This window comes from Novosphingobium sp., from assembly GCF_025351285.1.
GTDB lineage: Bacteria > Pseudomonadota > Alphaproteobacteria > Sphingomonadales > Sphingomonadaceae > Novosphingobium.
The window spans coordinates 1-21,692 of record NZ_JANXWG010000004.1; the positions used below are offsets into that span (position 1 = coordinate 1).

Here is a 21,692-nt window from a genome sequence, read left to right on the forward strand (position 1 = left end):
ACCCGATACAGCCGTGAACTCGCCCGATGCCCGCCGCGCCCTGGAAAACGGGCGGGGTTGGCAGACGCTCAAGCGATTCCTCCCCTACCTCTGGCCGCGCGACAATGCGGGCCTGCGCTGGCGGATCGTCGGCGCGATGGTCATGGTGCTTTGCGCCAAGGCAACCACGCTGGCGCTGCCCTATCTCTACAAGCGTGCGATCGACGCGATGACAAAGACCGGCGCCATCGCCGGCGACCACTCGCTCTACACCCTCGCGCTCGCCTTCGTGCTGGCTTACGCGGGCGGCCGCTTTGCCGGCGTGATGTTCGACAACCTTCGCAACATCGTGTTCGAACGCGTCGGCCAGGACGCCACCCGCGCCCTCGCCGAGGACGTGTTCGCCCGGCTCCACCGCCTTTCGCTGCGCTTCCACCTCGCCCGCCGCACCGGCGAAGTCACCAAGGTGATCGAGCGCGGCACCAAGAGCATCGATACGATGCTCTATTTCCTGCTGTTCAACATCGCCCCCACCGTGATCGAACTGACCGCGGTGACGATCATCTTCTACATCAACTTCGGCTGGGGCCTGGTGATCGCAACCAGCGCTGCGGTGGTCGCCTATATCATCGCCACGCGCACGATCACCGAGTGGCGCACGCATTTGCGCGAAAAGATGAACCGGCTCGACGGGCAGGCACTCAGCCGCGCAGTCGATTCGTTGCTCAACTACGAGACGGTCAAATACTTCTGCGCCGAGGATCGCGAGCAGGCGCGCTATGCGCAAGCCACGCGCTCCTACGCCGAAGCCGCGGTGAAGAGCGAGAACAGCCTCGGCCTGCTCAATATGGTGCAGGCGCTGATCGTCAACCTGCTGATGGCCGGCGCGATGGGCTACACCGTCTATGGCTGGTCGCAAGGCCGGCTGACGGTGGGTGACCTGGTGTTCGTCAACACCTACCTCACCCAGCTTTTCCGCCCGCTCGACATGCTCGGCATGGTCTATCGCACGATCCGCCAGGGTCTGATCGACATGGCGGCGATGTTCGCGCTGATGGACACCAATGTCGAAGTGCAGGACACCCCCGGCGCCCCCGCGCTGGTGATCCGCAAGCCGTCGATCGCGTTCGAGGACGTGTGGTTCGGCTACGACGAGGACCGCACGATCCTCCACGGCCTGTCGTTCGAGGTCGAAGCCGGCACCCGCGTCGCGCTGGTCGGCCCATCGGGGGCGGGCAAATCGACGATCGCCCGCCTGATGTTCCGCTTCTACGACCCCTGGCGCGGCCGCATCCTGATCGACGGGCAGGACATCCGCACCGTGACACAGGCGTCGTTGCGCGCCGCGATCGGCATTGTCCCGCAGGATTCGGTGCTGTTCAACGACACGATCGGCTACAACATCGCCTATGGCCGCGACGGCGCAACGATGCTCGACGTCGAAGCCGCCACGCGCGGCGCGGCGATCGCGGAATTCATCAACCGCTTGCCGCACGGGCTAGACACCGAAGTGGGCGAGCGCGGGTTGAAGCTGTCCGGCGGCGAGAAGCAGCGCGTCGCGATCGCGCGCACTTTGGTGAAAAACCCGCCGATCCTGCTGTTCGACGAAGCCACCAGCGCGCTCGACACCCGCACCGAACAGGAAATCCTCGGCACGATGCGCGCCGTCGCCTCGAACCGCACCACGCTATCGATCGCGCACCGGCTTTCGACAATCGCGGATTCGGACCGGATTCTGGTGCTGGATCAGGGACGACTGGCGGAAGCGGGCAGCCATGCCGAACTGCTGCGGCGCGATGGGCTTTATGCCGAGATGTGGGCGCGGCAGGCAAACGAGCAGGATGAGGTTGTGGGGTGACGCCCCTTCCCCGTCCCTTCAGGGGAAGGGATCGAGGGGTGGGGGCGTGAAGGCAGGCACTCGAATTGCCGGAAACGCCCTACCTCAACCCCTCCCCTGAAGGAGAGGGGCTCATTGTTTCGCTGATCCACGGTAGGTCATCAACCGAGACCGCGAAGTGCAGACCAAACCAACCGCTACCATTCTTTCAGCCCGGTAATCTCCATGTCTGCCTGAGTTTGCAGTGTCACAGCATCGCCCCGCGAAACTGAATCCGCATCGAGGTAAACCCGAGTCATGTTTGAGCAATCAGCCCAATATCGGCGACGTTTCTTGCTAGATTTCTGAGATATTTGGACATTTGAAACTCGATCACACGCCGCGTACGTTGCTGCAATGCCCGCCGCCTTACGGCGTTCGTCGTTGATTTTCGCTATAACCGATCCAAACTGCTTAATCGTCTGCGGATACTCAGCTTGTGTATATGGATCAGCCGCGTTCTCCTCTATTCCGGTAGGCCGATCACGCCGCGCCAGTGAACTGACAGGGACGCCCAGCGGTGCGGTCCGAGTCGTTGAACCCAAGAAGGCTGAGACCACCAACACAAGAAGCGCGACAATGATGATCGGCAAGCAACCCTTTACAAGTAGCCCCAATTTCCAATCCCCCAGCGTGAAGTAAGAGTTTGCAATTTGGGCTTCTAGCATGGCAATTCGCAGACCACAGTACCTTTGCTAGCCTGATATGACCCCCTTCCCCACCCTCGACCTCCTCGCCCGCGGCGGCACGCTCGCGCTTCTCGCGCTTTGGTCCCTCGTCCTCCTACGCGATCACGCCCGCGTCCCGGCCGCTCGCGCGGCAGTGGCGATGGCGGCGGCGATCGGCGCATACATCCTCGCCGGGCTGCTGCTCGCCACCGCGCGCGATACGCTGGCGGCGCTGGTGTGCGATGTCGCCTCGGTGATGGCGCCGCCGCTGTTCTGGTTGTTCGCGCGGTTGTGGTTCGATGATCGCAACCGCGTCGGCACGCGCAATTGGGCGCTGATCGGCGGATTTGCGCTGTTGCCACTGGCACAAGTCACGCTGATCGCGACGACGGGCCACGTCTCGATCGTGATCTGGAGCCTGGTGCGCGTGGGCATGGTCGGGTTTGGCCTGGCGGGCATGTGGGTGGCGTGGCGCGGGCGCGCGAGCGATCTGGTCGAGCCGCGCCGCGCGTTCCGGCTGGCTCTGATCCTCGCGATCGGCGGCTTCGTGCTGTGGGTCAACCTGCTCGAAGCCGGCCGCGTGGTGGGCAACCTGATGCCCCTGGCGCGGATGCCGACGCAAGTGGCGATCTTCGTCGTGATCCTGACGGCCGTGCTGGGGCTCCACGCCACGCGGTCACCCGAACTGTTTGCCCTGCCTCGCCCGCAAGGATTTTTCGCGCTGTCGCGCGCGGGGGGGCCAGTCGACGAACCCAAACCCACCCCCGCCGAATCTCCGCTCACCGCACGGCTGCGCCACGTGATGGGCCACGATCGCGCCTATCGCGCCGAGGGTTTCTCGCTCACCGCGCTGGCGCAATTGCTGGTCGAGCCCGAATACCGCGTGCGCCGCGCGATCAACGGCGAACTGGGGTTCCGCAACTTCACCGCCTTCCTCAACACGTACCGGCTGGCCGAAGTGAAGGCCGCGCTGGCCGATGCGGCGCAGCGCGAGGTGCCGATCCTGACGATCGCGATCGACGCGGGCTTCGGCTCGCTCGGCCCGTTCAACCGCGCCTTCCGCGAGGCCGAGGGGATGACGCCGAGCGAATGGCGGGCCAAGTCGCTGGTCGATTCCGGAATCGGCTAGTCGAAAAGCGAATGCGCTGGGCTGAACCGTCGCCGACACGGCACGGCATGGTCATCGATCCCAAGCCGGAGCACACCTTATGAATCCCGCCGCCGCCGACCCCCTGACTTTCGCCGGCATGGTGCTGCTGCGTTCGTTCCAGTTCGACTTCACCCGCTATATCGGCGCTGCCCTGCTGATCGGCGCGGTGGTGTGGGTGATGGCGCGGACCCGGCTGGCCAGCCGCAAGCTGCAAAAGCGGCAGGCTACTGCGGCCGACATACGCCGCGAGTTCCTGCAATCGGTGCGCAGTTGCATGGTCTATGCGGTGATCTCGCTGATCGTGGTGGCGTTGATGAAGGCGGGCGTGCTCCACCCGATCGCGCGCAACGGCGGGTGGGTCAAAACCATCGCGCTGCTGGTGACGATGATCGTGCTGCACGACGGCTGGTTCTACTGGACGCATCGCGCGCTGCACCATCCGGCGCTGTACCGGCGCTTTCATCTTGCGCACCACCGTTCGGTCACGCCGACGCCGTTTGCGATCTACAGCTTTTCGGTGGGCGAGGCTGCGATCAACGCACTGTTCGTGTTCCTGTGGCTGGTGTTCGTGACCACGCCACCGCTGACATTCCTTACGTTCATGCTGTTCCAGGTGCTGCGAAACGGCATGGGCCACGCCGGGTATGAACTGAGCCCGCGCTGGTGGCTATCCACCCCGCTGACGCGCTGGATCAACACCACCACGCACCACGATCTGCACCATGCGGGCGGGTTCAACCACAACTACGGGCTGTACTTCACGTGGTGGGACAAGGCGATGCGCACCGAGCACCCGCGTTATGCCGAAACGTTCGCCAAGGTGACGACGCCCGCCCCTGCCGAGCCGGTCGGGTTGCCAGCCAGCGCTTGAACCTTGCACATTCACCCTCGCGTGACACAACGCGAGGGTGAATGCTTCGACCGCACCCGTCCGCCGCTTGCGCGACCATCCCCCCGGCCTGTGGGTGCTCGCGGGCACCGAACTGTGGGACCGCATCTCGTTCAAGGGCATGCAGGCGCTGCTGGTGCTGTACATGGCGGGCGAACTGCTGCTGCCCGGCCGGATCGGGCACGTTGCCGGGCTGGGCACCGCGCGGGCCGCGATCGAAGGGTTGACCGGGCCGCTGTCCCCGCAGGCATTGGCCGCGCAGATCTTCGGGCTTTATATCGCGGCCGTCACGATGATGCCTCTGGTGGGCGGGTGGATCGGCGATCGCTTCACCGGGCGCCGCACCGCCGTCACCATGGGCGCGCTGGCGATGACCATGGGCCATTTCGCGCTGGCGTTCGATCGCACGTTCCTGCCCGCGCTGGCGCTGCTGGTCGTGGGCGTCGGGCTGTTCCGCGGCAACATGACCGCGCAAGTCCGCGCGCTTTACGCGAGCGGCGACACCCGCGCGGGCGATGCGTTCCAGGTCTACATGATCGCGGTCAACGCCGGCGGAGTGATCGCGCCGCTGTTGACCGGCACGCTCGCGCGGACCTGGGGCTGGCATGCGGGGTTCGCGCTGGCGGGGTTCGGGATGCTGGTGGGGCTGGCGATCTACCGGCTGGGCTCGCGCCACTTGCCGCCCGAACCGGTGCGGCGCCGCAGCGATGTGCCATCCGCTCCGCTGACCTCCGAGGAACGCGGCCGATTGTGGGCGCTCGCCGCGTTGTGGCCGCTGATGATCGGGTTCTGGGTGGCGCAATCGCAGGTGTGGAACCTGTATAACTTGTGGGCGCGCGATCATCTCGATCGGATGGTGGGCGGGTTCGAGGTGCCGGTGCCGTGGCTGGCCTCGCTCGACAGCCTGGCGCCGCTGCTGATCGCGCCACTGGTGATCGGGTTCGGCGAGCGGGGGACGCATACGCTGAACCGCATGGCGCTGGGCTGCCTGGTGTTCGCGGGAGCGTGCCTGCTGCTGGCGACCGGCGCGGCGATGGGATCGGGCGGAAAGGCCGCGCTCGGCTGGGCGCTGGCGTTCCACATCGCCTCGAACCTCGGCTGGGTGCTGTTCGCGCCGGTCGAGACCGGGCTTTACGCCGGCAACGCGCCCGAACACTGGCGCGGGACGATGCTCGGGTTGGCCAGTCTCGCAGTCTCGGCAGCCAGCCTGATTTCAGGCCGGATGGGCGGACTGTACGAGCGGGTCAGCCCCGAGGCCTTCTGGGCGATCAATGCAGGCTTGGTCGGCGGCACCGGAATCCTGCTGTTCGCGCTCGCCCCGCTGCTGCGCAAGCGGCTTGCATCGGCCTAGCAACGATCAATCGTCGGGCCACATCACCGCCTGCGCGGCCTTCATGCAGTTGTTCTCGGTATCCCACGCCAACGTCGGCGATCCATAAAGCCGCCAGCCCTGCGCCAAAGCCTCGGACACCCGTTCGCAGAACGCGCGATCGTCCTTGCCGGTGAGCAGGCGGTAGGTCGGGCGATCATCTGGCGGCGTTGACATGGTGCCTGCCTATCCTGTCCAACGGGGCCATTGCAAGCCGGGCAGCAGCCGGGCAGTCTCTCCGTTTCCGCCCGAAGCAGGAGCAATCATGGTCGCAGCCACCCGCACAGACTTGTTCGGCCAGCCGAAAGGCCTGTGGGTGCTCGCCGGCACCGAGTTGTGGGACCGCATTTCGTTCCACGGCATGCTGGCGATGCTGGTGCTTTACATGACCGGCGACCTGCTGATCGCGCCCGACCGCGTGGCGACGATCTGGGGCTTCGCCGCCTATCGCCACGCGGTCGAGGGCGCGTTCGGCCACCTCTCCAACCAGGCGCTGGCGACGCAGACCTTCGGGCTCTACTACGCAGGGATCGCCGCGATGCCGCTGCTGGGCGGCTGGATCGCAGACCGCTTCATCGGCCGCCGCGCCGCGGTTTCCGCAGGCGCGCTGCTGATGACGCTGGGGCATTTCTCGTTCGCGTTCGATCGCAGCTTCCTGCTTGGCCTGCTGTTGCTGGTGCTGGGCGCGGGGCTGCTGCGCGGCAACCTGCCCGCGCAAGTCAAGTCGCTCTACCCCGACGGAGACCGGCGCGAGACCACCGCGTTCCAGTACTACTACCTCGGCATCAACACCGGCGCATTCATCGCGCCGATCGTCTCGGGCGCGGTGGCAGCAATCTACGGCTGGCACGCGGGCTTCGCGGTGGCCGGGTTCGGGATGCTGATCGGGCTCATGGTCTATACCTTCGGCCAGCGCTACCTGCCCAAAGCGCAATCGGTGCGAGGCCCGGCGGCCAAGCGCACCCCGCTCACCCCCGACGAACGTCGCGCAGTGTTGGGACTCCTGCTGGTCTGGCCGATCGCGGTCAGCTTCTGGATCGCGCAGGCGCAGATCTGGAACGTCTACAACATCTGGCTGCGCGATCACGTGCAGATGAAAATGGGCAGCTTCCAGGTGCCCGTGCCGTGGATGCAATCGCTCGACGGCCTTGCCCCCGCGCTGTTCATCCCGCTCGTCGTATGGATCTGGGCGCGCCAGGCCAGACGCGGCCGCGAGCCCGATACCTTCGGCAAGATGTCCACCGGCGCGCTGATCTTCGCCGCCGGCGTGCTGATCCTCTCCGCCGGGCCGCTGCTGGCAGGCATGTCGGGAGACTCTGGCGGCCGAGCCCCGCTGATGCTGCCGATCCTGTTCCACGTCGTCTCGAACTTCGGCGCGATGTACTTCACCCCCACCGCGCTCTCGCTCTACGCCACCCGCGCCCCCGCCCAATGGCGCGGCTCGCTCGTCGGCACCTACCAACTCTCGGTCTCCGCCGCGAGCCTCATCACCGGCCGCATGGGCCAGATGTACGAAACGATGACCCCCTCGTCGTTCTGGGCCTTGAACGCCGCGATCTGCGCGGGCGGTGCTGTGGCGCTGGTGGCGCTGACGCCGACGTTGCGCAGACTGCTGGGGGTGCGGCGGGCTGAGGATGAAGGGGCGTTGGTGCCGAAGGTGGATACCGAGCCGGTGTTGGGTTGAAGGGGGAAAGTGGCCTCCGGCGGCCAAGGGCCATCGCCCTTGGAACCCGGGACTTTTTGGGGGGAGCGGACCGGATGGCTTTTTGCTTCTGTCCGAAGGACAATGATTCTGCCGCTTCGCGGCGGGGGTCAGGAAATCAATTAATATGCCTATCCGCTTAGCACAGGTAAAGTCTGAACATAAATAGCCTACATGAGTAGGAGAAATTTTATGTCAGGAATAACATCCAGTGAACAAGATGAAGACGATCTACGCGAGCTAATCGACCGATACAGAACAGGCTATTCGCTATTTAATATTGTCGAGCGTATAAGCGCGCGGTGGGCTGCACAAAATCGAGAAGTGTATGATACTATTCATAGGCCGCATGAAAACATTCCTGTTCCGGCAAAAATGCAAGAACTGATGGAGAAATTTATGGAAGAGCTAGAAGACGATAGGAGTGGGTCCTGATTTATCGGCCATTTCCTCTATCCACAACTCGCGAAATTCCTTATGTCTTTCAATAAGTAATTCGGGGTCGTCTCCATGTTCTTCGGCGATTTCCCTCAGTATTTCGTCGTCCAAAGGCGAGGCCGACCGCGCGGAAGCCATGATGATCCGACTAAAGGCGCGTTTTGACAATCTCATACCCATCCTCGTTCATCCAACGAGAGCAGCGTATGTCACTCCCTGCTGATTTGCCAGTCGATTCAGGATGAAATCCGCAACGGGGCCATTCCGCCGATTGAAGCGGTAATTCCACTCGCGCAGATAGCGATGCAGATGCTTCTTGCTCACGCCGTGATGGGTTCCGTTCAGCCACGCTTTCAGGTTTGAAAACATGATATGGACCATGGGTAGCTGCTCACCAGCGGCCTCACCTGAGGCAATGACGCCTGTATGCCTGAACCCAGCGTCCTTGAGGCCATTATAGCCTCTCCATCCATCGGTGATGATGCGGGCCTTCGGTGCGACATTGCGCTTCATGAAATTGGTCAGAGTCGCCGCATCAGCCGTTTCGATGACCTCGATCCGTGCATTCCCTGCCACCCACTCGCGGTTCCCTTTTGTGGCCAGAACCTTTTCGACCGCGAGGACCAGCATTGCTTTCTTTGGGTTCATCGCCCGCCCACGTCGCCCCTTCTCTCGATAGCCGCCATAGAAGGTTTCATCGGCCTCGATGAAATGCTCCAGTTCGAACCCTTCGCGCTCAAACAGGGCTGCGCGCAGCTTATGGCACATTAGCCATGCCGTATCGTAGCGAAGCGCCAGTTCGCGGCTGACATGCATGGCCGAAACACCACGCTTGTCGCTGGCCATCATATACGCCGCGAGAAACCACTTCGTCAGATCGGTGCGGGTTTTGTGAAAAACCGTGCCTGCCGTGACGGAATGCTGGTGCCCACAAGCGGCACATTCAAAGATTCGAGGGCGAGATTTCAGGTGATAGGAGCAGGTTGAACCACATGGGCATGAGAAACCATTGGGCCACTTCAACTTAGCAATAGCGGTGATGCAAGCATTTTCGTCGCTGTATAGCCTGATGAAACCAATGATACCCAACCATTCCTCCCGTTGCTACAGACCTACTGTAGCACATATTTAAGATATTGCAAAAGATATGTGTCATGTATAATGTAATTTGAATGTGTAGAACCGAAATCAAATCATATTGGTTGGGCAGGTTCGAACTGAGGGGGTAAAGTGACGATACATTATTTAGTTGATGCTTATAATCGTTATCCCCTTGCGTCAGCGGGGGATAACGATGTTATAGTAGGCGAATGCAACGACGACTCATCCACAGGTTCATATGCTGGTTACCAATCTCCGCTGGCAGCACATATGGGGTCATCTTGGGTATCGCTGCGTCTGCCGCTGCGTCCAATTCCGATGCCAAAAATTTTCTCGCCAACCAAATCACTATGTTTCGTGCTATCAGCAGAGCACCATATCTAGTGGTTTGGGTGATCGGATTGGTGCTAGTTTGGCTGGCGGCATTTTTATGGTCCGCAGAGCGTGAAAATAGCGCATTGGCTACGCCAAGTGTTTCTGATCCTCGCCCAATCAGTCTAACCATCAATCATTTCTACGAAAATGTTGTAGTTGTCTGGAACAAGATAGCGCCTGCCGTCTTTCACATTGATCTAGCAACAAGTGTATCATCAGTCGCAACCGTTGGGGTGGTTGCTCATCGAGGCGAAGATCGGGATACGTCCCTCAGGGCAGCACTTGCCTACGCCGCTTTCGGAGATTGGAGCGATCGCCAACTTGACCAATTCGAGAGCGGCGATACCGACCGCTACTCTGATGCCCTTTCAAAATTTCATCAACTCGCGGCGGACGGCATTTTGCGGGTATGGGGATTACCAGTCAGCTATCAGGCGACTACCGTATATCAGCTTATCGATAAAAATCATTGGGGTTATGCTGAAATCGAATATCTCGATTCGTTACGTGATAAGCCATTTACAAGATCGAAAGTCCCCAAGGCGCTTACCTACACCGATCTGAAAGTTAACCGCGTAGAAATCGAAAAAGAATGGCCGCATATTACAAGGATCGAAGCCAACCCGCGAGCAGTCTATTTGACCTTAATCGCTACCTGTGCTAAGCGGATAGGCATATCAATTAAATATCAACCTTGGCTAATTCTGAATGGAGTGAGCAGATCATGAAACTCGGCGTAGGTCGACAAGCGATCTACGAGGCCATCGGGGTCAGAACAGAACAATTTGTCCAATTTCTCCAGTTTTTCTGAGTTGAAGTTTGGCGTAAATGCTGAAAGTTCGTTGGATTTATCATACATAATACGCCACCGATCTTCCTGAGTCTTCGGTGGGGCAAGAGACCCGAATATCAACTGAGCTGCCTCTTCGACTATGTTAAGTGTCGAAAAAGCTTTAATGTCGCGCAGACCACCAACAGCTCGAAGATAATATCCTCCTGATGAGTTTGAAAAATACTGGTCAAATCCCCCATTGTATATCTCGCCCTCCAGCAGGGCCATCGAGAAATATTTGGCCTCTTGGTCTGACCAATTGGTCAAATTTCTATCTTGCGAACTACAATTCACAAGCGACACCCGAAGCTCTCTAAACGGATCATATTCCTTTTGACGCTTGTAGTAAACGCGTGACGCCTCCATGCTTTTTCGTATGCCTTGCTTACAGGCCATGCACCTGCCGCCCGTAGACTCCGCAGTTGTCGGTAAAATAAGGGCACCGCACTCGATGCAAGGCAGTTTTTGCATTGGCCGTATCTGCACCAGCCGGGACCACTGCGCAATATCCGCCAGCCGCGTCTTGTCGGTCGGCTAGCGCAACGCCAGCGCAACATGGCCAACGATGGGATGCGAGGGCCGCTGGCCCTTGCCCGCCGGAGGCTAACTTAAACCCTTAAAACCCCTCAAAGAATATACTTCGACAGATCGCTATCCCGCGCCAGCGCGCCCAGCTTGCCGGCCACGTAAGCTTCGTCGATCGTCACCGTCTCCCCGACACGGTCCTCCGCTTCGAAGCTCACTTCTTCCAGCAGCTTTTCCATCACCGTCTGCAAGCGCCGCGCGCCGATGTTCTCGACGCTTTCGTTCACTTGCGCGGCCACGCGGGCCAGCGCGCGGATGGCTTCGGGGGTGAAGGTCAGCGTGACTTGCTCGGTGCCGATGAGTGCGGTGTATTGTTCGACCAGGTTGGCGCGGGTTTCCGACAGGATGCGGACGAAGTCGTCTTCGGTCAGCGCCTTGAGTTCGACTCGGATCGGCAGGCGGCCTTGCAGTTCGGGCAGCATGTCGCTGGGCTTGGCGATGTGGAACGCGCCCGATGCGATAAAGAGCACGTGGTCGGTTTTCATCGGGCCGTATTTGGTGGCCACGGTGGTGCCTTCGATCAGCGGCAGCAGATCACGCTGGACGCCTTCGCGGCTGACCGAGCCGCCGCGCACGTCGCTGACCGCGATCTTGTCGATTTCGTCGAGGAAGACGATGCCATTGGTTTCGGCGTTGGCCAGCGCGACGCGGGCGACATCGTCCTGGTCCATCCGCTTTTCCGATTCCTCGTCGACCAGTTTGTCCCAGGCATCGGCCACGCGCAGTTTGCGGCGCTTGAGGTTGTTGCGGCCCATGGCCTTCTGCATCATGTCGGACAAGTTGATCATGCCGACGTTACCGCCCATGCCGGGCATCTCGAACGGCGCGGCGGGGGCGTCTTCGACTTCGATTTCGACTTCGACGTCGTTCATGGCGTTTTCGTGGATGCGCTGGCGGAAGCTTTCGCGGGTGGCTTCGCTGGCACTTTCGCCGACGAGCGCCTTGAGCAAGCGGTCCATCGCCGCCTTGCTGGCGGGTTCGCGCACGGCTTCGCGGCGGCGGTCCTTCTCCAGCCGCACGGCTTCTTCGACCAGGTCGCGCGCGATCTGTTCGACATCGCGGCCGACGTAGCCGACTTCGGTGAACTTGGTCGCCTCGACCTTGACGAAGGGGGCTTCGGCCAGCTTTGCGAGGCGGCGGCTGATCTCGGTCTTGCCGCAGCCGGTCGGCCCGATCATCAGGATGTTCTTGGGGCTGACCTCGTCGCGCAATTCGGGCGAGAGGCGTTGGCGGCGCCAGCGATTGCGCAGCGCGACGGCGACCGCGCGCTTGGCTTCGGCTTGCCCGACGATGTGTTCATCGAGCGCGGCGACGATCGCCTTGGGGGTGAGGTTCTGGATCATGTTCGGCGGTCTCCGCCCATCCGCTGCGGAAGGGCATTCTGGCCCCCCGCCCGCTTGCGGGAGGGGGGAAGAAGGTCAGATCGTTTCGACGGTCACGCGATCGTTGGTGAATACGCAGACATCGGCCGCGACCTGCATCGCCTTGCGCGCGATCACTTCGGCGTCCTGTTCGTAATCGACCAGCGCCCGCGCGGCAGCGAGCGCGTAGTTTCCGCCCGACCCGATCGCCGCGATCACGACATCGCCTTTCGCCTCGGGCTCCAGCACATCGCCATTGCCGGTCAGGATCAGCATCGTCTCGGCATCGGCCACGATCATCAGTGCTTCGAGGTTGCGCAAGTACTTGTCGGTGCGCCAGTCCTTGGCGAGTTCCACCGCGGCGCGCATCAGTTGCCCGCGATACTGCTCCAGCTTGCGTTCCAGCCGCTCGAACAAGGTGAATGCATCGGCGGTGGCGCCGGCGAACCCGGCGATGACCTTCCCGCCCTCACCGATCCGCCGCACCTTGCGCGCGTTGGGCTTCATCACGGTGTTGCCCATCGAGACTTGTCCATCCCCGGCGATCACCGTGCCTGCTTTGGTTTTCACCCCGATGATGGTGGTGCCGTGCCACTGGATCAGGCCGTGGCTCGCCCTGCTATCGTCCATGCGGTCGATATGGGGCGCGCATGGCAGCGTTCAAGCGCGGATCAGCTTCCGTTCGGACCCGAACCCGGCTTCGGCCCGGTCGACCCGCCACCCGGCACCGCGCCGACCGCGCCGATGTTGCCGAACAGATCTTCGAAGAAGCCGCGGTTGCGGCCGAGCGTGGGGGTCTTGTGGCTGTCGGGCGAGATGCTGGCGACTTGTTCCATCCCGGCGCGATCGACCTTGGTCACGCGGCCGGCGGCGTCGAAGCTGATCTTGAGCTGCAGTTCCTGTTTGGCGCGCGGACGGCCGAAGGGCGCCTGCTTGGTCAGGATCGACAGATAGTACCAGGTGGGCGTGCCGAACTGGCTGATGAAGGTGGGGCGGCCGAGCGTCTTTTCGACCGATTGCTTGTTGTCGATCCCCGGCTGGACCGAATCGACCAGCGCGCTATCGACGATATAGCCGCGGTGATCGCGGATGCTGGCGCAGCCTGAGGCGAGCAGCACCAAGGCTCCTGCTGCTGCAACCTTGAGCATTATTGCCGCTGGCTTGACTTCACGCATCTGGAACTCCGCTCGCATCGTTCGTGTTGGCAGCAATGGCCAGAATGCCGGCCAGAAAGCCGGTTGCCCCAAAGCCGGTAGGCCGGAAGATTGCCTTCCGCCGAGCCGACCCTATATCGTCGCCACCCTTAGGGGTGTAACCCGCGCTTCGCAATGCCAGCCAACCTGCGCCCCTCGCGGGATCGGGCAAAGCTGTTATCATGGGCTTGCACAGCCATTGAGGCGGTCGATTTAATCCGCGCTGAACAAGGCGCGTCCTCAACAAGGATCATGGCGATGTCGTTCCTTTCCCGGCTCACCCGATCACGCCGCGACGATGCCGCCGATTTGCGTCCGCTGTGGCACCGCGTGGTCGAAATCTCGCGCGAAAAGGTGTGGTATCAAGACGGCCAAGTTGCCGATACCGTGCCTGGCCGCTTTGATGCGATCTCGATCGTGCTGTCTGCGGTGCTGCTGCGGATGGAGCGCGAGGACGCGCTCCACGTGGCGTCGACGCGGCTGACCGAACTGTTCGTGACCGACATGGACGGGCAATTGCGTCAGGGCGGAGTGGGCGACCTGATGGTGGGCAAGCATATTGCCAAGCTGATGAGCACGCTCGGCGGGAGGATCGGCGCATTGCGCGATGCGCTGGCCATGGACGATCACGCGCTGGGCGACGCTGCGCTGGCCGGGGCGATCGAGCGCAACATCACGCTGGTCGAAGGCGGTGACCCGGCGGCGGCGGTGGCGCTGCTGCGCGGGTTGGTGCGCGACATCGATGCCACCGATGCCGAAGCATTGCTGGCGGGCCGGATCGCGCGGTGAACAGCTTGCCGCCTTTCGATCCTGCAAAATCCGGGCTTTCGGCCCCGGAATTCTCGCGGATGTTCGATATCCGCCAACTGCCGGACAAACCGCTGGTGTTGGAGCCCGATGCCGACGAACGCGCGGGCCTGGCGGCGCGGTTCGATATCGTGCGGATCGAGACCATGCGCGGCGAAGTCGTCTGCGCGCGCGATGGCGCGGCGGTAAACGCCAGCGGGCGGCTGATCGCGCAGATCGTCCAGGCTTGCGCGATTTCGGGCGAGGATCTGGCGGTGGCGATCGATGAGCCGCTGGTCTTGCGCTTCGTGCCCGCGCGGGCGGTTGCGGTGGAGGAGGACGAAATCGAACTCGATGCCGATGCGCTCGATGAAATACCCTACGAAGGTAGCGCGTTCGATCTGGGCGAGGCGCTGGCGCAAAGCCTGGCTCTGGCGATCGATCCATTCGCGACCGGACCCGATGCAGATCGCGTGCGTCGTGCTTTCAAGCTCGATGCGCCCGAGCCGAGCGGGCCGTTCGCCGCGCTGGCAGCACTGAAGCGCGACACGCCGCAGAAAGACGCCTGAAGCATGGATTCAGCCACCAGCAAGCCCCAGCCCGAACGCCCGCGCGGCGGCCCCGCCTCTCGCGCGCGAACCGACCTGACCAGCGGCCCGGTGATGCGCACGCTGGTGATGTTCTCGCTGCCCACGCTGCTGTCCAACGTGCTCCAGTCGCTGAACGGTTCGGTCAACGCGGTGTGGGTCGGGCGACTGATCGGCGAGGACGCGCTGGCCGCAACCGCCAACGCCAATATCGTGATGTTCCTGGTGTTCGCCAGCGTGTTCGGGTTCGGCATGGCCGCGACGGTCAAGGTCGGGCAGAACTTTGGCGCAGGCAATATCGATGCGGCTCGGCGCGCGTTCGGCAGCGCGGTGGGGTTCTGCTTCATCCTGGCGATGGTGGTGGCGATCTCGGGCTATATCTTTGCGCCGCAACTGCTGCGCGCAATGGCGACGCCGGGGCACGCCTATGGCCTGGCGCTGATCTATCTGCGGGTGATCTTCATCGCGATGCCGTTCTCGATGCTGTCGGTGATGCTGGCAATGGGCCTGCGCGGTTCGGGCGATTCGCGTACGCCGCTGCTGTTCATGGCGCTGAGCGTGGGCATCGACATCGTTTTCAACCCGCTGCTGATCCGCGGCTGGGGGCCATTTCCACAAATGGGCATCGCCGGATCGGCACTGTCGACCGCGCTGGCGGGCATCGTCGGTTTCATGGGCACCGCGATCCACGTCTATGCCAAGGACCTGCCGCTGCGGCTGCGCGGGCGTGAGTGGCGCTATCTGATCCCCCACCCGGACGAGCTGAAATATATCGTCGGCAAGGGCCTGCCGATGGGCGCGCAGATGTTCATCCTGTCGGCAGCGGGGATCATCCTGATCAGCCTGGTCAACCGCGAAGGGCTGCTGGCCACCGCGGCTTACGGCGCCACCGCGCAGTTGTGGGGCTATCTCCAGATGCCCGCGATGGCGATTTCGGCTGCGGTTTCGGCAATGGCCGCGCAGGCGATCGGCGCCCGGCTGCCCAGGCGGTTGAGCGAAATCACCCGCGCCGGGATCATCGCCAACGTCGGAATGACGGGATTGCTGACGGTCCTGCTGCTGGCCTTCGACAAGCCGGCACTGGTGCTGTTCCTCGGCCCCGATTCGCCGGCAGTACCGCTCGCCCGGCACATCCAGTTCATGGCAAGCTGGGGCTTCGTGCTGTTCGGCGTCACCATCGTGCTGTTCGGCACGATGCGCGCTGGCGGCGTGGTGATCGCGCCGCTGATCGTGCTGGGCATAGCGATGTATCCAGGGCGACTGGGCTTCTACTACCTCGCGCAGCCGTATCTGGGGGCCGATGCGCTGTGGCTGGCGATGCCGGTAGGATCGATCATCGCCACTTCGCTGGCGATCGTGGCCTACCGCATGCCCGGCTGGCGGCGCACCTTGCACGGCATCGATCCCGACGAAGCGGCCGAGGATTCCTGCGCCGATGGCGAACCAGCGGGTCGAATGTCGCCTTCGTTGTAAGGCTTGGAACAGCGGGGTTTGCGACCGACCTCCGTGTCTGGTAGCGCGCCTTACGATGGCCGCCTGCGATACCTGCATTGTCCGCAACCGCGCGATCTGCGCCGCGCTGGACCATGACGAATTGGCGTTGCTCAACCAGATCGGCCGTCGCCGCAACTTGTCGGCGGGCGAATCGCTGATGTGGGAGGGCGAGGATTCGATCCTGGTCGCCAACGTCATCGAAGGCGTGCTCAAGCTGTCGACCGGCACAGAGGACGGGCGCGAACAGATCGTCGGCGTGGTCTATCCCAGCGATTTCATCGGCCGCCCGTTCGGGCCGACCACCTTCCACGGCGTCACCGCGTTGACCGATGCGCGCGTGTGCCTGTTCGGGCGCAGCGATTTCGACGCCTTCGCCCGCGCGCACCCCGCGTTGGAACACAAGCTGCTCGAACGCACGCTGGCCGAACTCGATCGGACGCGGCGCTGGATGCTGCTGCTCGGCCGCAAGTCGGCGGGCGAGCGGCTGGCCAGCTTCCTGCTAGAATTGTCCGAGCGGCTGGTTATCCCTGCCTGCGCGCACGCATTCGATGACGAAACCGCCGCCGCCGAAAGTGGACTCAGGCGCTTCACGTTGCCGTTCTCGCGCCAGCAGATCGCCGATGTGCTGGGTCTGACGATCGAAACGGTCAGCCGCCAGTTCACCCGGCTCAAGGCCGAAGGCGCGATCGACTTGCCATCGCGGCGTGAAGTGGCGATCGTCGATCGACGGTTGCTCGAGGCCGAAGCCGGCAACTGACCCGCAGCTGATTTGGCCAGGGCAATCGAAACCTGCACCAACGGGCAATTTTGCAAGTTTCTTACGTCAATCCGCTAGAATGTGACATTTTTTAAAAGCTCGCCGATGTCTGAGCGAAAGACTCGATTTTTCGCACCATCCGCTGATATGACATTCTGTAACAACAATGCCACATGGCCCCCGAAAGTGGTTTGAAAAGCAACCATCGGCGTTGCCGCAGGCCAAACGTCGACCCTAGTTCTTGTAGATCGCTGGTTTGCGCGCGGGGGCATTCGCGCAGCGGACAGGCGCCAAACTCCCGGGGCAGCCGGATCAGAACGGGGGTTCATTCGCGGCAATTTCCTTCAAGTCCGGCCTTACCGGTTCTTCCAGTCTGGCAACCGCCGGGCTGGCGGTGATGGCATCGTGCCTTTTGATTGCCACTCCGGCCAGCGCGCAGGAAACGCCCGCGGCCGCCAAGCCGCAGGCCGCCGACGCCGAAAGCGAGAAGGCCGAACAAACGATCGTCGTAACCGGTTCGCGCATCAATCGAGCCAACCTTGATTCGGCTGTCCCGATCACCGTCATTACCGTTCCGGATATTCTGTCTACCGGCAATGTTTCGCTGGGTGACAACCTCAACCAACTGCCTCAATTGCGGTCGACCATCACGCAAGCGAGTTCGCAGAACGCGATTGGTCGTTCGGGCATCAACGCGCTGGATCTGCGCGGACTCGGCACGAACCGCACACTCGTTCTGGTCGATGGACGACGCATCATCACGTCGACACCGGGCATCAACCGTCCCGACGTCAACAATATTCCCAGCAATCTTCTCGACCGCATCGACATCGTCACGGGCGGCAACTCCGCAATCTATGGATCGGACGCCGTTGCCGGTGTCGTCAACTTCGTTCTCAAGCAAAACTTCGAAGGCCTTCGTATCCGCGGACAGAGCGGTATCAGTTCACGCGGCGATCGCGGGTCCTATGCCGCGAGCATCACGGGCGGCCACAATTTCGCAGACGGTCGCGGAAACTTCTCGTTCTCTGGAGAATTCACGCGCCAGGACACTCTGTCCAACACCGATCGCGACGGCCAGACGGGGGCGTTCAGTGGCCGCAGCGGCTTCAACGCGACCGAAAACACCGGAGCCAACCTCAATCCCAACGCAGGCCCGTTACACGGTGTCGAGCCCTCGACAGGCAACGGGGTTTCGGACACCACCTTCCTGACCGGTTTGAAGAACAACAACATCTCTGAAGGTGGTCTATTCACCGCAAGCTGCCCGGTGGCGGCCGCTACGGGGGAAAGCGCAGCAGCCTTTGCCAACCGGCGCGCGGTGGCCTGCTCCGGCCTTGCCAACTTCGGCAGCGCCAACCCGCTCAGCCAGTTCGGCACGACTTACGTATTCAACCCCGATGGTTCGCTGACTCCCAACAACTGCATCATCGACCTGCGCGCTTTCGGTTCGAGCAACTGCGTCGGCGGCCGGGGATCGACCTTGCGCCTGACAGGGTACCTTGAGCCTGGCATCACGCGTAAAGCGTTCAACTTCATGACCCATTTCGAGGTTTCGCCCGCGCTTGTCCCCTATTTTTCGGCGCAGTTCGTGCGAGTGAACGCAAATCAGGAAGGGCAACCTACGTTCTTCAACAACACGTTCCGGCTCGACAACCCATTCTTGACGACACAGGCGCGTAGCACCCTCACATCGGTGCTGGCACCCGGTGCCACGACCTTCACCGCTCAGCGCTTCAACATCGATTTTGGCGGACGTGGTGAAGATCACCGGCGGGACAATTATTCGGCTGTAGCCGGCGTCAAGGGCACCTTCTTCGATGGCTGGAAGTATGATGCTTCAGCAAGCTATGGACATCTTTACACTTTCTACCAAACAGCCGGGAACATCAACCGCGCCAGATACGCCAACTCGATCGATGCGACCCGCAACACCGCTGGCAATATCGTCTGCCGGATCAACGCCGATGCAAGCACCACGAACGACGATCCGTCTTGCTTACCTGTAAACCTGTTCGGTGACGGACAGGTCTCCAAGGCGGCTATCGCCTACTTCGGCTATACCTCACAGCGCACACAAAAAGCCGATCTGTATGATGGATCTGCGTACATTTCCGGCGACTTGTCGCATCTTTTCAAGCTGCCCGGCGGCCCTGTCGCGTTTGTGATCGGTGGGGAAATTCGTCGCGAAACCGCTTTTGCAGCTTACGACCCGTTCACCGTCGCCGGCGGAACCTTTCTCAACAGCATCCCGGACTTCCGTCCCCCGGCGCTGGTGGTCAAGGAAGCATTCGGGGAAATCAGCATCCCGCTGCTCAAAGATATGCCATTCGCGCACGAGCTGACCATCGACGGTGCAGGGCGCGTTTCCAATTACAACATCGGCAAGACGGGCACGGTTTACACTTATAACGTCAACGGAATTTATTCGCCTGTCCGCGATGTGAAATTCCGCGTTGGCTATGCACGGGCGGTCAGGGCACCGACGCAGTCGGATCTCTATGCACCGCAAAGCCAGACGTTCCTCAATGGTCTGGTGGATCCTTGCGGCCAGCAAAACATCAACAACAACCCCAATCGTGTCAAAAATTGTGCTGCGGCAGGCGTGCCGACTACGCAGACATTCAATGGCACGACCGAGCCGTTCTCCAACCGTCCGGCCTCGGGCATTTCCGGGTTCAACGGCAGCAACCCTGCGTTGAACGCAGAAACCAGCAACAGCTTGACGGCGGGTGCGGTGTTCCAGCCGCATTTCATTCCTCGCCTGGCATTGTCGGTGGATTATTATCGCATCGAGGTGAAGAACGTCATATTCTCGCTCGCGGCGCAGACCATCATCAACCAGTGCTATGACAATCCAAGCGGGATCGCGAACCCCTTCTGCGGGGCGGTGTACCGCAATGCCAACGGCACGTTTGTGGGCCAGTCCGACGTTTCCCATGGCGGCACAACAGTTTCGCTCACGCCGACGGGCGCGTCGTTCATTTCGGGTCCGTTCAACTTTGCCAAGCAGATCACCAGCGGCATCGACACGGATGTCTCGTATCGCCACAGTTTTTCAGCCGGTACGTCGATCAGCTTGCGCGGCATCGTGACTCACACGTTCATTCGGAACAACTTTACCGACGTGACCGACCCAACATTTGCCCAAAGGCAGTTGAGCGTGCTCGGCGATCCGGAATGGCAGGGCCAGTTGTCAGCCAACATCATCCACGGCGCGTTCAACTTCGGCTATCGCATGCGCTATATCGGAAAGCAGCTGGTTTCTGCCAACTACGATACCCAGAACCCATTCCAGGGACGCCCGGCGACAAACCCGGATGCCTTCCCGTTTCTCTACTACAGCCCGGTCACCTACCACGATTTCCGGGTCGATATCACCACAGCCAAGAAGAACTTCAACTTCTACATCGGCGTCGACAATGCGTTCGACAAGTTGCCTCCGTACGATCTGCAGGGCACCGAGGGTGGCAATCCCTTTAGTCCGGTTGGCCGGTTTTTCTATGCAGGTGTCGAAGTCAAGTTTTGAAGTTAAGCCGATTTTTGTGGGCGGGAGGAGCAATCCTTCCGCCTACTTTATTGCGTATTCTCTGCGTGGCTCGCATCTCGTGCTCCCCGCCCGACAACTTGCGAATGAACGGTACCGCAAGAAAGCGGCCGAACCCATCCGCAGGTCATCCGCCGCCACGATTGGCTCGACCCGGGAAAGCCTGCCGATCCGGGCCATCGCGCACCGCATTGCCGCGCTCGCTGGCTAGCCACGAGCGCACGGCTTTGCCTAGCGCGGCCCACGCATAATTCAGAAACGATAGCTGACGCCGGCGCTCAACAGCAGCGGGTTGAGCGTATGGTGCGTGGCCAGCGCTTCGGTGGCGCCCTGATAGAAGTGCGCGTTGGTGGTCATCAGATACTTCTTGGCATCGAGGCTGAGCCCGAAACCGCTTTTGCCCAAAGGAATGTCGCAGCCGGCCTGGAACGCCACGCCCACATCGCTCGACAGCTTGGTGCGCGTGATCCCCAGCGCGGTCGATGTCACGCCCGGCTTGGAATGGAGCTGGAGGAACAACGACGGTCCCACGCCCACGTAAGGCTTGATCGGGCCGAGTTGCGCATGAAGCTTCAACGTTACCGTGGCCGGCACGATGTAGACGTCGTTGATCAGGTTGGTGCCCCCCAGCGCGCCCACGCCGTTGACGCGGTGCTTGGTGACACAGCAGATCGTTTCGACCGAGACGGTGGGCGAAAAGAAGTATTCGACCGCCAGCGTGGGCACGCCGTTGTCGCTCACCACCGTCTGCGGGTTGGCGACCGTGGCAATCGTGGCGCCGAGCGTTGTGGCAGTGTTGACCGCCAGCACCGACTTGATCTTGCCGTCGGGCAACACCGCGGTGCCGAGCACCTTGATCTGCCATTTGCCATCGGCGGACCCGGCATGCGCGGCGACTGGTGCCGCAAGCGCGGCCAAGGCCAGAACGGCAGAGACTATCGCTGTTACCGTAGCGGACGGGAATTTCGTCATCACTCTATCATCCATCGCCGCGAGCGGTCCG

Annotated in this window: 20 protein-coding genes; 12 read left to right on the forward strand and 8 right to left on the reverse strand. The window is 61.9% G+C overall.

Annotated features, from left to right (window positions below):
* Window positions 1-1,837: ABC transporter ATP-binding protein/permease (locus tag Q0R16_RS00265; RefSeq protein ID WP_366857043.1), on the forward strand; the 1,837-nt coding region annotated here is incomplete at its 5' end.
* Between the two features lie 176 nt (window positions 1,838-2,013).
* On the opposite strand, the gene Q0R16_RS00270 is transcribed toward Q0R16_RS00265, so the two are convergent.
* Entirely contained in the window at window positions 2,014-2,523 is a 510-nt protein-coding gene (locus Q0R16_RS00270) for a hypothetical protein (RefSeq protein ID WP_295630599.1), read from the reverse strand.
* A 37-nt stretch (window positions 2,524-2,560) separates the two neighbouring features.
* On the opposite strand from Q0R16_RS00270, the gene Q0R16_RS00275 reads away from it, so the two are divergent.
* From Q0R16_RS00275 to Q0R16_RS00285, 3 genes are all read left to right on the forward strand, one after another.
* The gene (locus tag Q0R16_RS00275) at window positions 2,561-3,652 is read left to right on the forward strand and encodes an AraC family transcriptional regulator (RefSeq protein ID WP_295630603.1); all 1,092 of its coding nucleotides are present in this window, start codon (window positions 2,561-2,563) and stop codon (window positions 3,650-3,652) included.
* Window positions 3,653-3,731: 79 nt separating this feature from the next.
* Window positions 3,732-4,544: a sterol desaturase family protein gene (locus tag Q0R16_RS00280; protein WP_295630606.1), complete on the forward strand. Its 813-nt coding sequence runs from the start codon at window positions 3,732-3,734 to the stop codon at window positions 4,542-4,544.
* A 37-nt stretch (window positions 4,545-4,581) separates the two neighbouring features.
* Complete coding sequence (locus Q0R16_RS00285; RefSeq protein ID WP_295630609.1) at window positions 4,582-5,913, forward strand: peptide MFS transporter; 1,332 nt, start codon at window positions 4,582-4,584, stop codon at window positions 5,911-5,913.
* A gap of 6 nt (window positions 5,914-5,919) precedes the next feature.
* Here the strand turns inward: Q0R16_RS00285 and Q0R16_RS00290 are convergent, their stop codons facing one another.
* On the reverse strand, window positions 5,920-6,108 hold the full coding sequence (locus tag Q0R16_RS00290; RefSeq protein WP_295630612.1) for a DUF1737 domain-containing protein: 189 nt from the start codon (window positions 6,106-6,108) through the stop codon (window positions 5,920-5,922).
* Between the two features lie 88 nt (window positions 6,109-6,196).
* Here Q0R16_RS00290 and Q0R16_RS00295 point away from each other — a divergent pair, with 88 nt between their 5' ends.
* Window positions 6,197-7,615 carry a peptide MFS transporter gene (locus Q0R16_RS00295; protein WP_295630615.1) on the forward strand — a complete coding sequence of 473 codons (1,419 nt, stop codon included), beginning with the start codon at window positions 6,197-6,199 and terminating at the stop codon, window positions 7,613-7,615.
* 642 nt (window positions 7,616-8,257) lie between these two features.
* On the opposite strand, the gene Q0R16_RS00300 is transcribed toward Q0R16_RS00295, so the two are convergent.
* Window positions 8,258-9,160 (reverse strand): IS1595 family transposase, encoded by a 903-nt coding sequence (locus tag Q0R16_RS00300; protein WP_295630618.1) that lies wholly within the window; start codon window positions 9,158-9,160, stop codon window positions 8,258-8,260.
* Window positions 9,161-9,453: 293 nt separating this feature from the next.
* On the opposite strand from Q0R16_RS00300, the gene Q0R16_RS00305 reads away from it, so the two are divergent.
* Window positions 9,454-10,275, forward strand: a complete 822-nt coding sequence (locus Q0R16_RS00305; RefSeq protein ID WP_295630621.1) for a hypothetical protein — start codon at window positions 9,454-9,456, stop codon at window positions 10,273-10,275.
* On the opposite strand, the gene Q0R16_RS00310 is transcribed toward Q0R16_RS00305, so the two are convergent.
* The 4 genes from Q0R16_RS00310 to Q0R16_RS00325 all read right to left on the reverse strand — a co-directional run bounded on the left by Q0R16_RS00310 (window position 10,236) and on the right by Q0R16_RS00325 (window position 13,500).
* Entirely contained in the window at window positions 10,236-10,850 is a 615-nt protein-coding gene (locus Q0R16_RS00310) for a DUF4375 domain-containing protein (RefSeq protein WP_295630623.1), read from the reverse strand. The genes Q0R16_RS00305 and Q0R16_RS00310 overlap by 40 nt on opposite strands.
* Before the next feature lie 155 nt (window positions 10,851-11,005).
* Window positions 11,006-12,307: an ATP-dependent protease ATPase subunit HslU gene (gene hslU / locus Q0R16_RS00315; protein WP_295630626.1), complete on the reverse strand. Its 1,302-nt coding sequence runs from the start codon at window positions 12,305-12,307 to the stop codon at window positions 11,006-11,008.
* A gap of 75 nt (window positions 12,308-12,382) precedes the next feature.
* The gene (gene hslV, locus Q0R16_RS00320; protein ID WP_295630629.1) at window positions 12,383-12,955 is read right to left on the reverse strand and encodes an ATP-dependent protease subunit HslV; all 573 of its coding nucleotides are present in this window, start codon (window positions 12,953-12,955) and stop codon (window positions 12,383-12,385) included.
* A gap of 41 nt (window positions 12,956-12,996) precedes the next feature.
* The gene (locus Q0R16_RS00325; protein WP_295630632.1) at window positions 12,997-13,500 is read right to left on the reverse strand and encodes an outer membrane protein assembly factor BamE; all 504 of its coding nucleotides are present in this window, start codon (window positions 13,498-13,500) and stop codon (window positions 12,997-12,999) included.
* A gap of 276 nt (window positions 13,501-13,776) precedes the next feature.
* On the opposite strand from Q0R16_RS00325, the gene Q0R16_RS00330 reads away from it, so the two are divergent.
* The 6 genes from Q0R16_RS00330 (at window position 13,777) to Q0R16_RS00355 (ending at window position 20,900) form a co-directional block, all read left to right on the forward strand.
* A complete protein-coding gene (locus Q0R16_RS00330) occupies window positions 13,777-14,307 on the forward strand; it encodes a ubiquinol-cytochrome C chaperone family protein (RefSeq protein WP_295630635.1) in 531 nt (176 codons plus the stop codon).
* Complete coding sequence (locus tag Q0R16_RS00335) at window positions 14,304-14,873, forward strand: DUF177 domain-containing protein (RefSeq protein WP_295630639.1); 570 nt, start codon at window positions 14,304-14,306, stop codon at window positions 14,871-14,873. Before Q0R16_RS00330 ends, Q0R16_RS00335 begins: the two co-directional genes overlap by 4 nt.
* A 93-nt stretch (window positions 14,874-14,966) precedes the next feature.
* Window positions 14,967-16,364, forward strand: a complete 1,398-nt coding sequence (locus Q0R16_RS00340; protein WP_295630690.1) for an MATE family efflux transporter — start codon at window positions 14,967-14,969, stop codon at window positions 16,362-16,364.
* 55 nt (window positions 16,365-16,419) lie between these two features.
* Window positions 16,420-17,142 (forward strand): Crp/Fnr family transcriptional regulator, encoded by a 723-nt coding sequence (locus Q0R16_RS00345; RefSeq protein WP_295630642.1) that lies wholly within the window; start codon window positions 16,420-16,422, stop codon window positions 17,140-17,142.
* Window positions 17,143-17,398: 256 nt separating this feature from the next.
* Entirely contained in the window at window positions 17,399-20,671 is a 3,273-nt protein-coding gene (locus Q0R16_RS00350; RefSeq protein WP_295630646.1) for a TonB-dependent receptor, read from the forward strand.
* Entirely contained in the window at window positions 20,646-20,900 is a 255-nt protein-coding gene (locus Q0R16_RS00355) for a hypothetical protein (protein WP_295630649.1), read from the forward strand. The genes Q0R16_RS00350 and Q0R16_RS00355 overlap by 26 nt, the downstream gene beginning before the upstream one ends.
* A gap of 41 nt (window positions 20,901-20,941) precedes the next feature.
* On the opposite strand, the gene Q0R16_RS00360 is transcribed toward Q0R16_RS00355, so the two are convergent.
* Window positions 20,942-21,661 (reverse strand): OmpW family outer membrane protein, encoded by a 720-nt coding sequence (locus Q0R16_RS00360; protein ID WP_295630653.1) that lies wholly within the window; start codon window positions 21,659-21,661, stop codon window positions 20,942-20,944.
* Window positions 21,662-21,692: the final 31 nt, after the last annotated feature.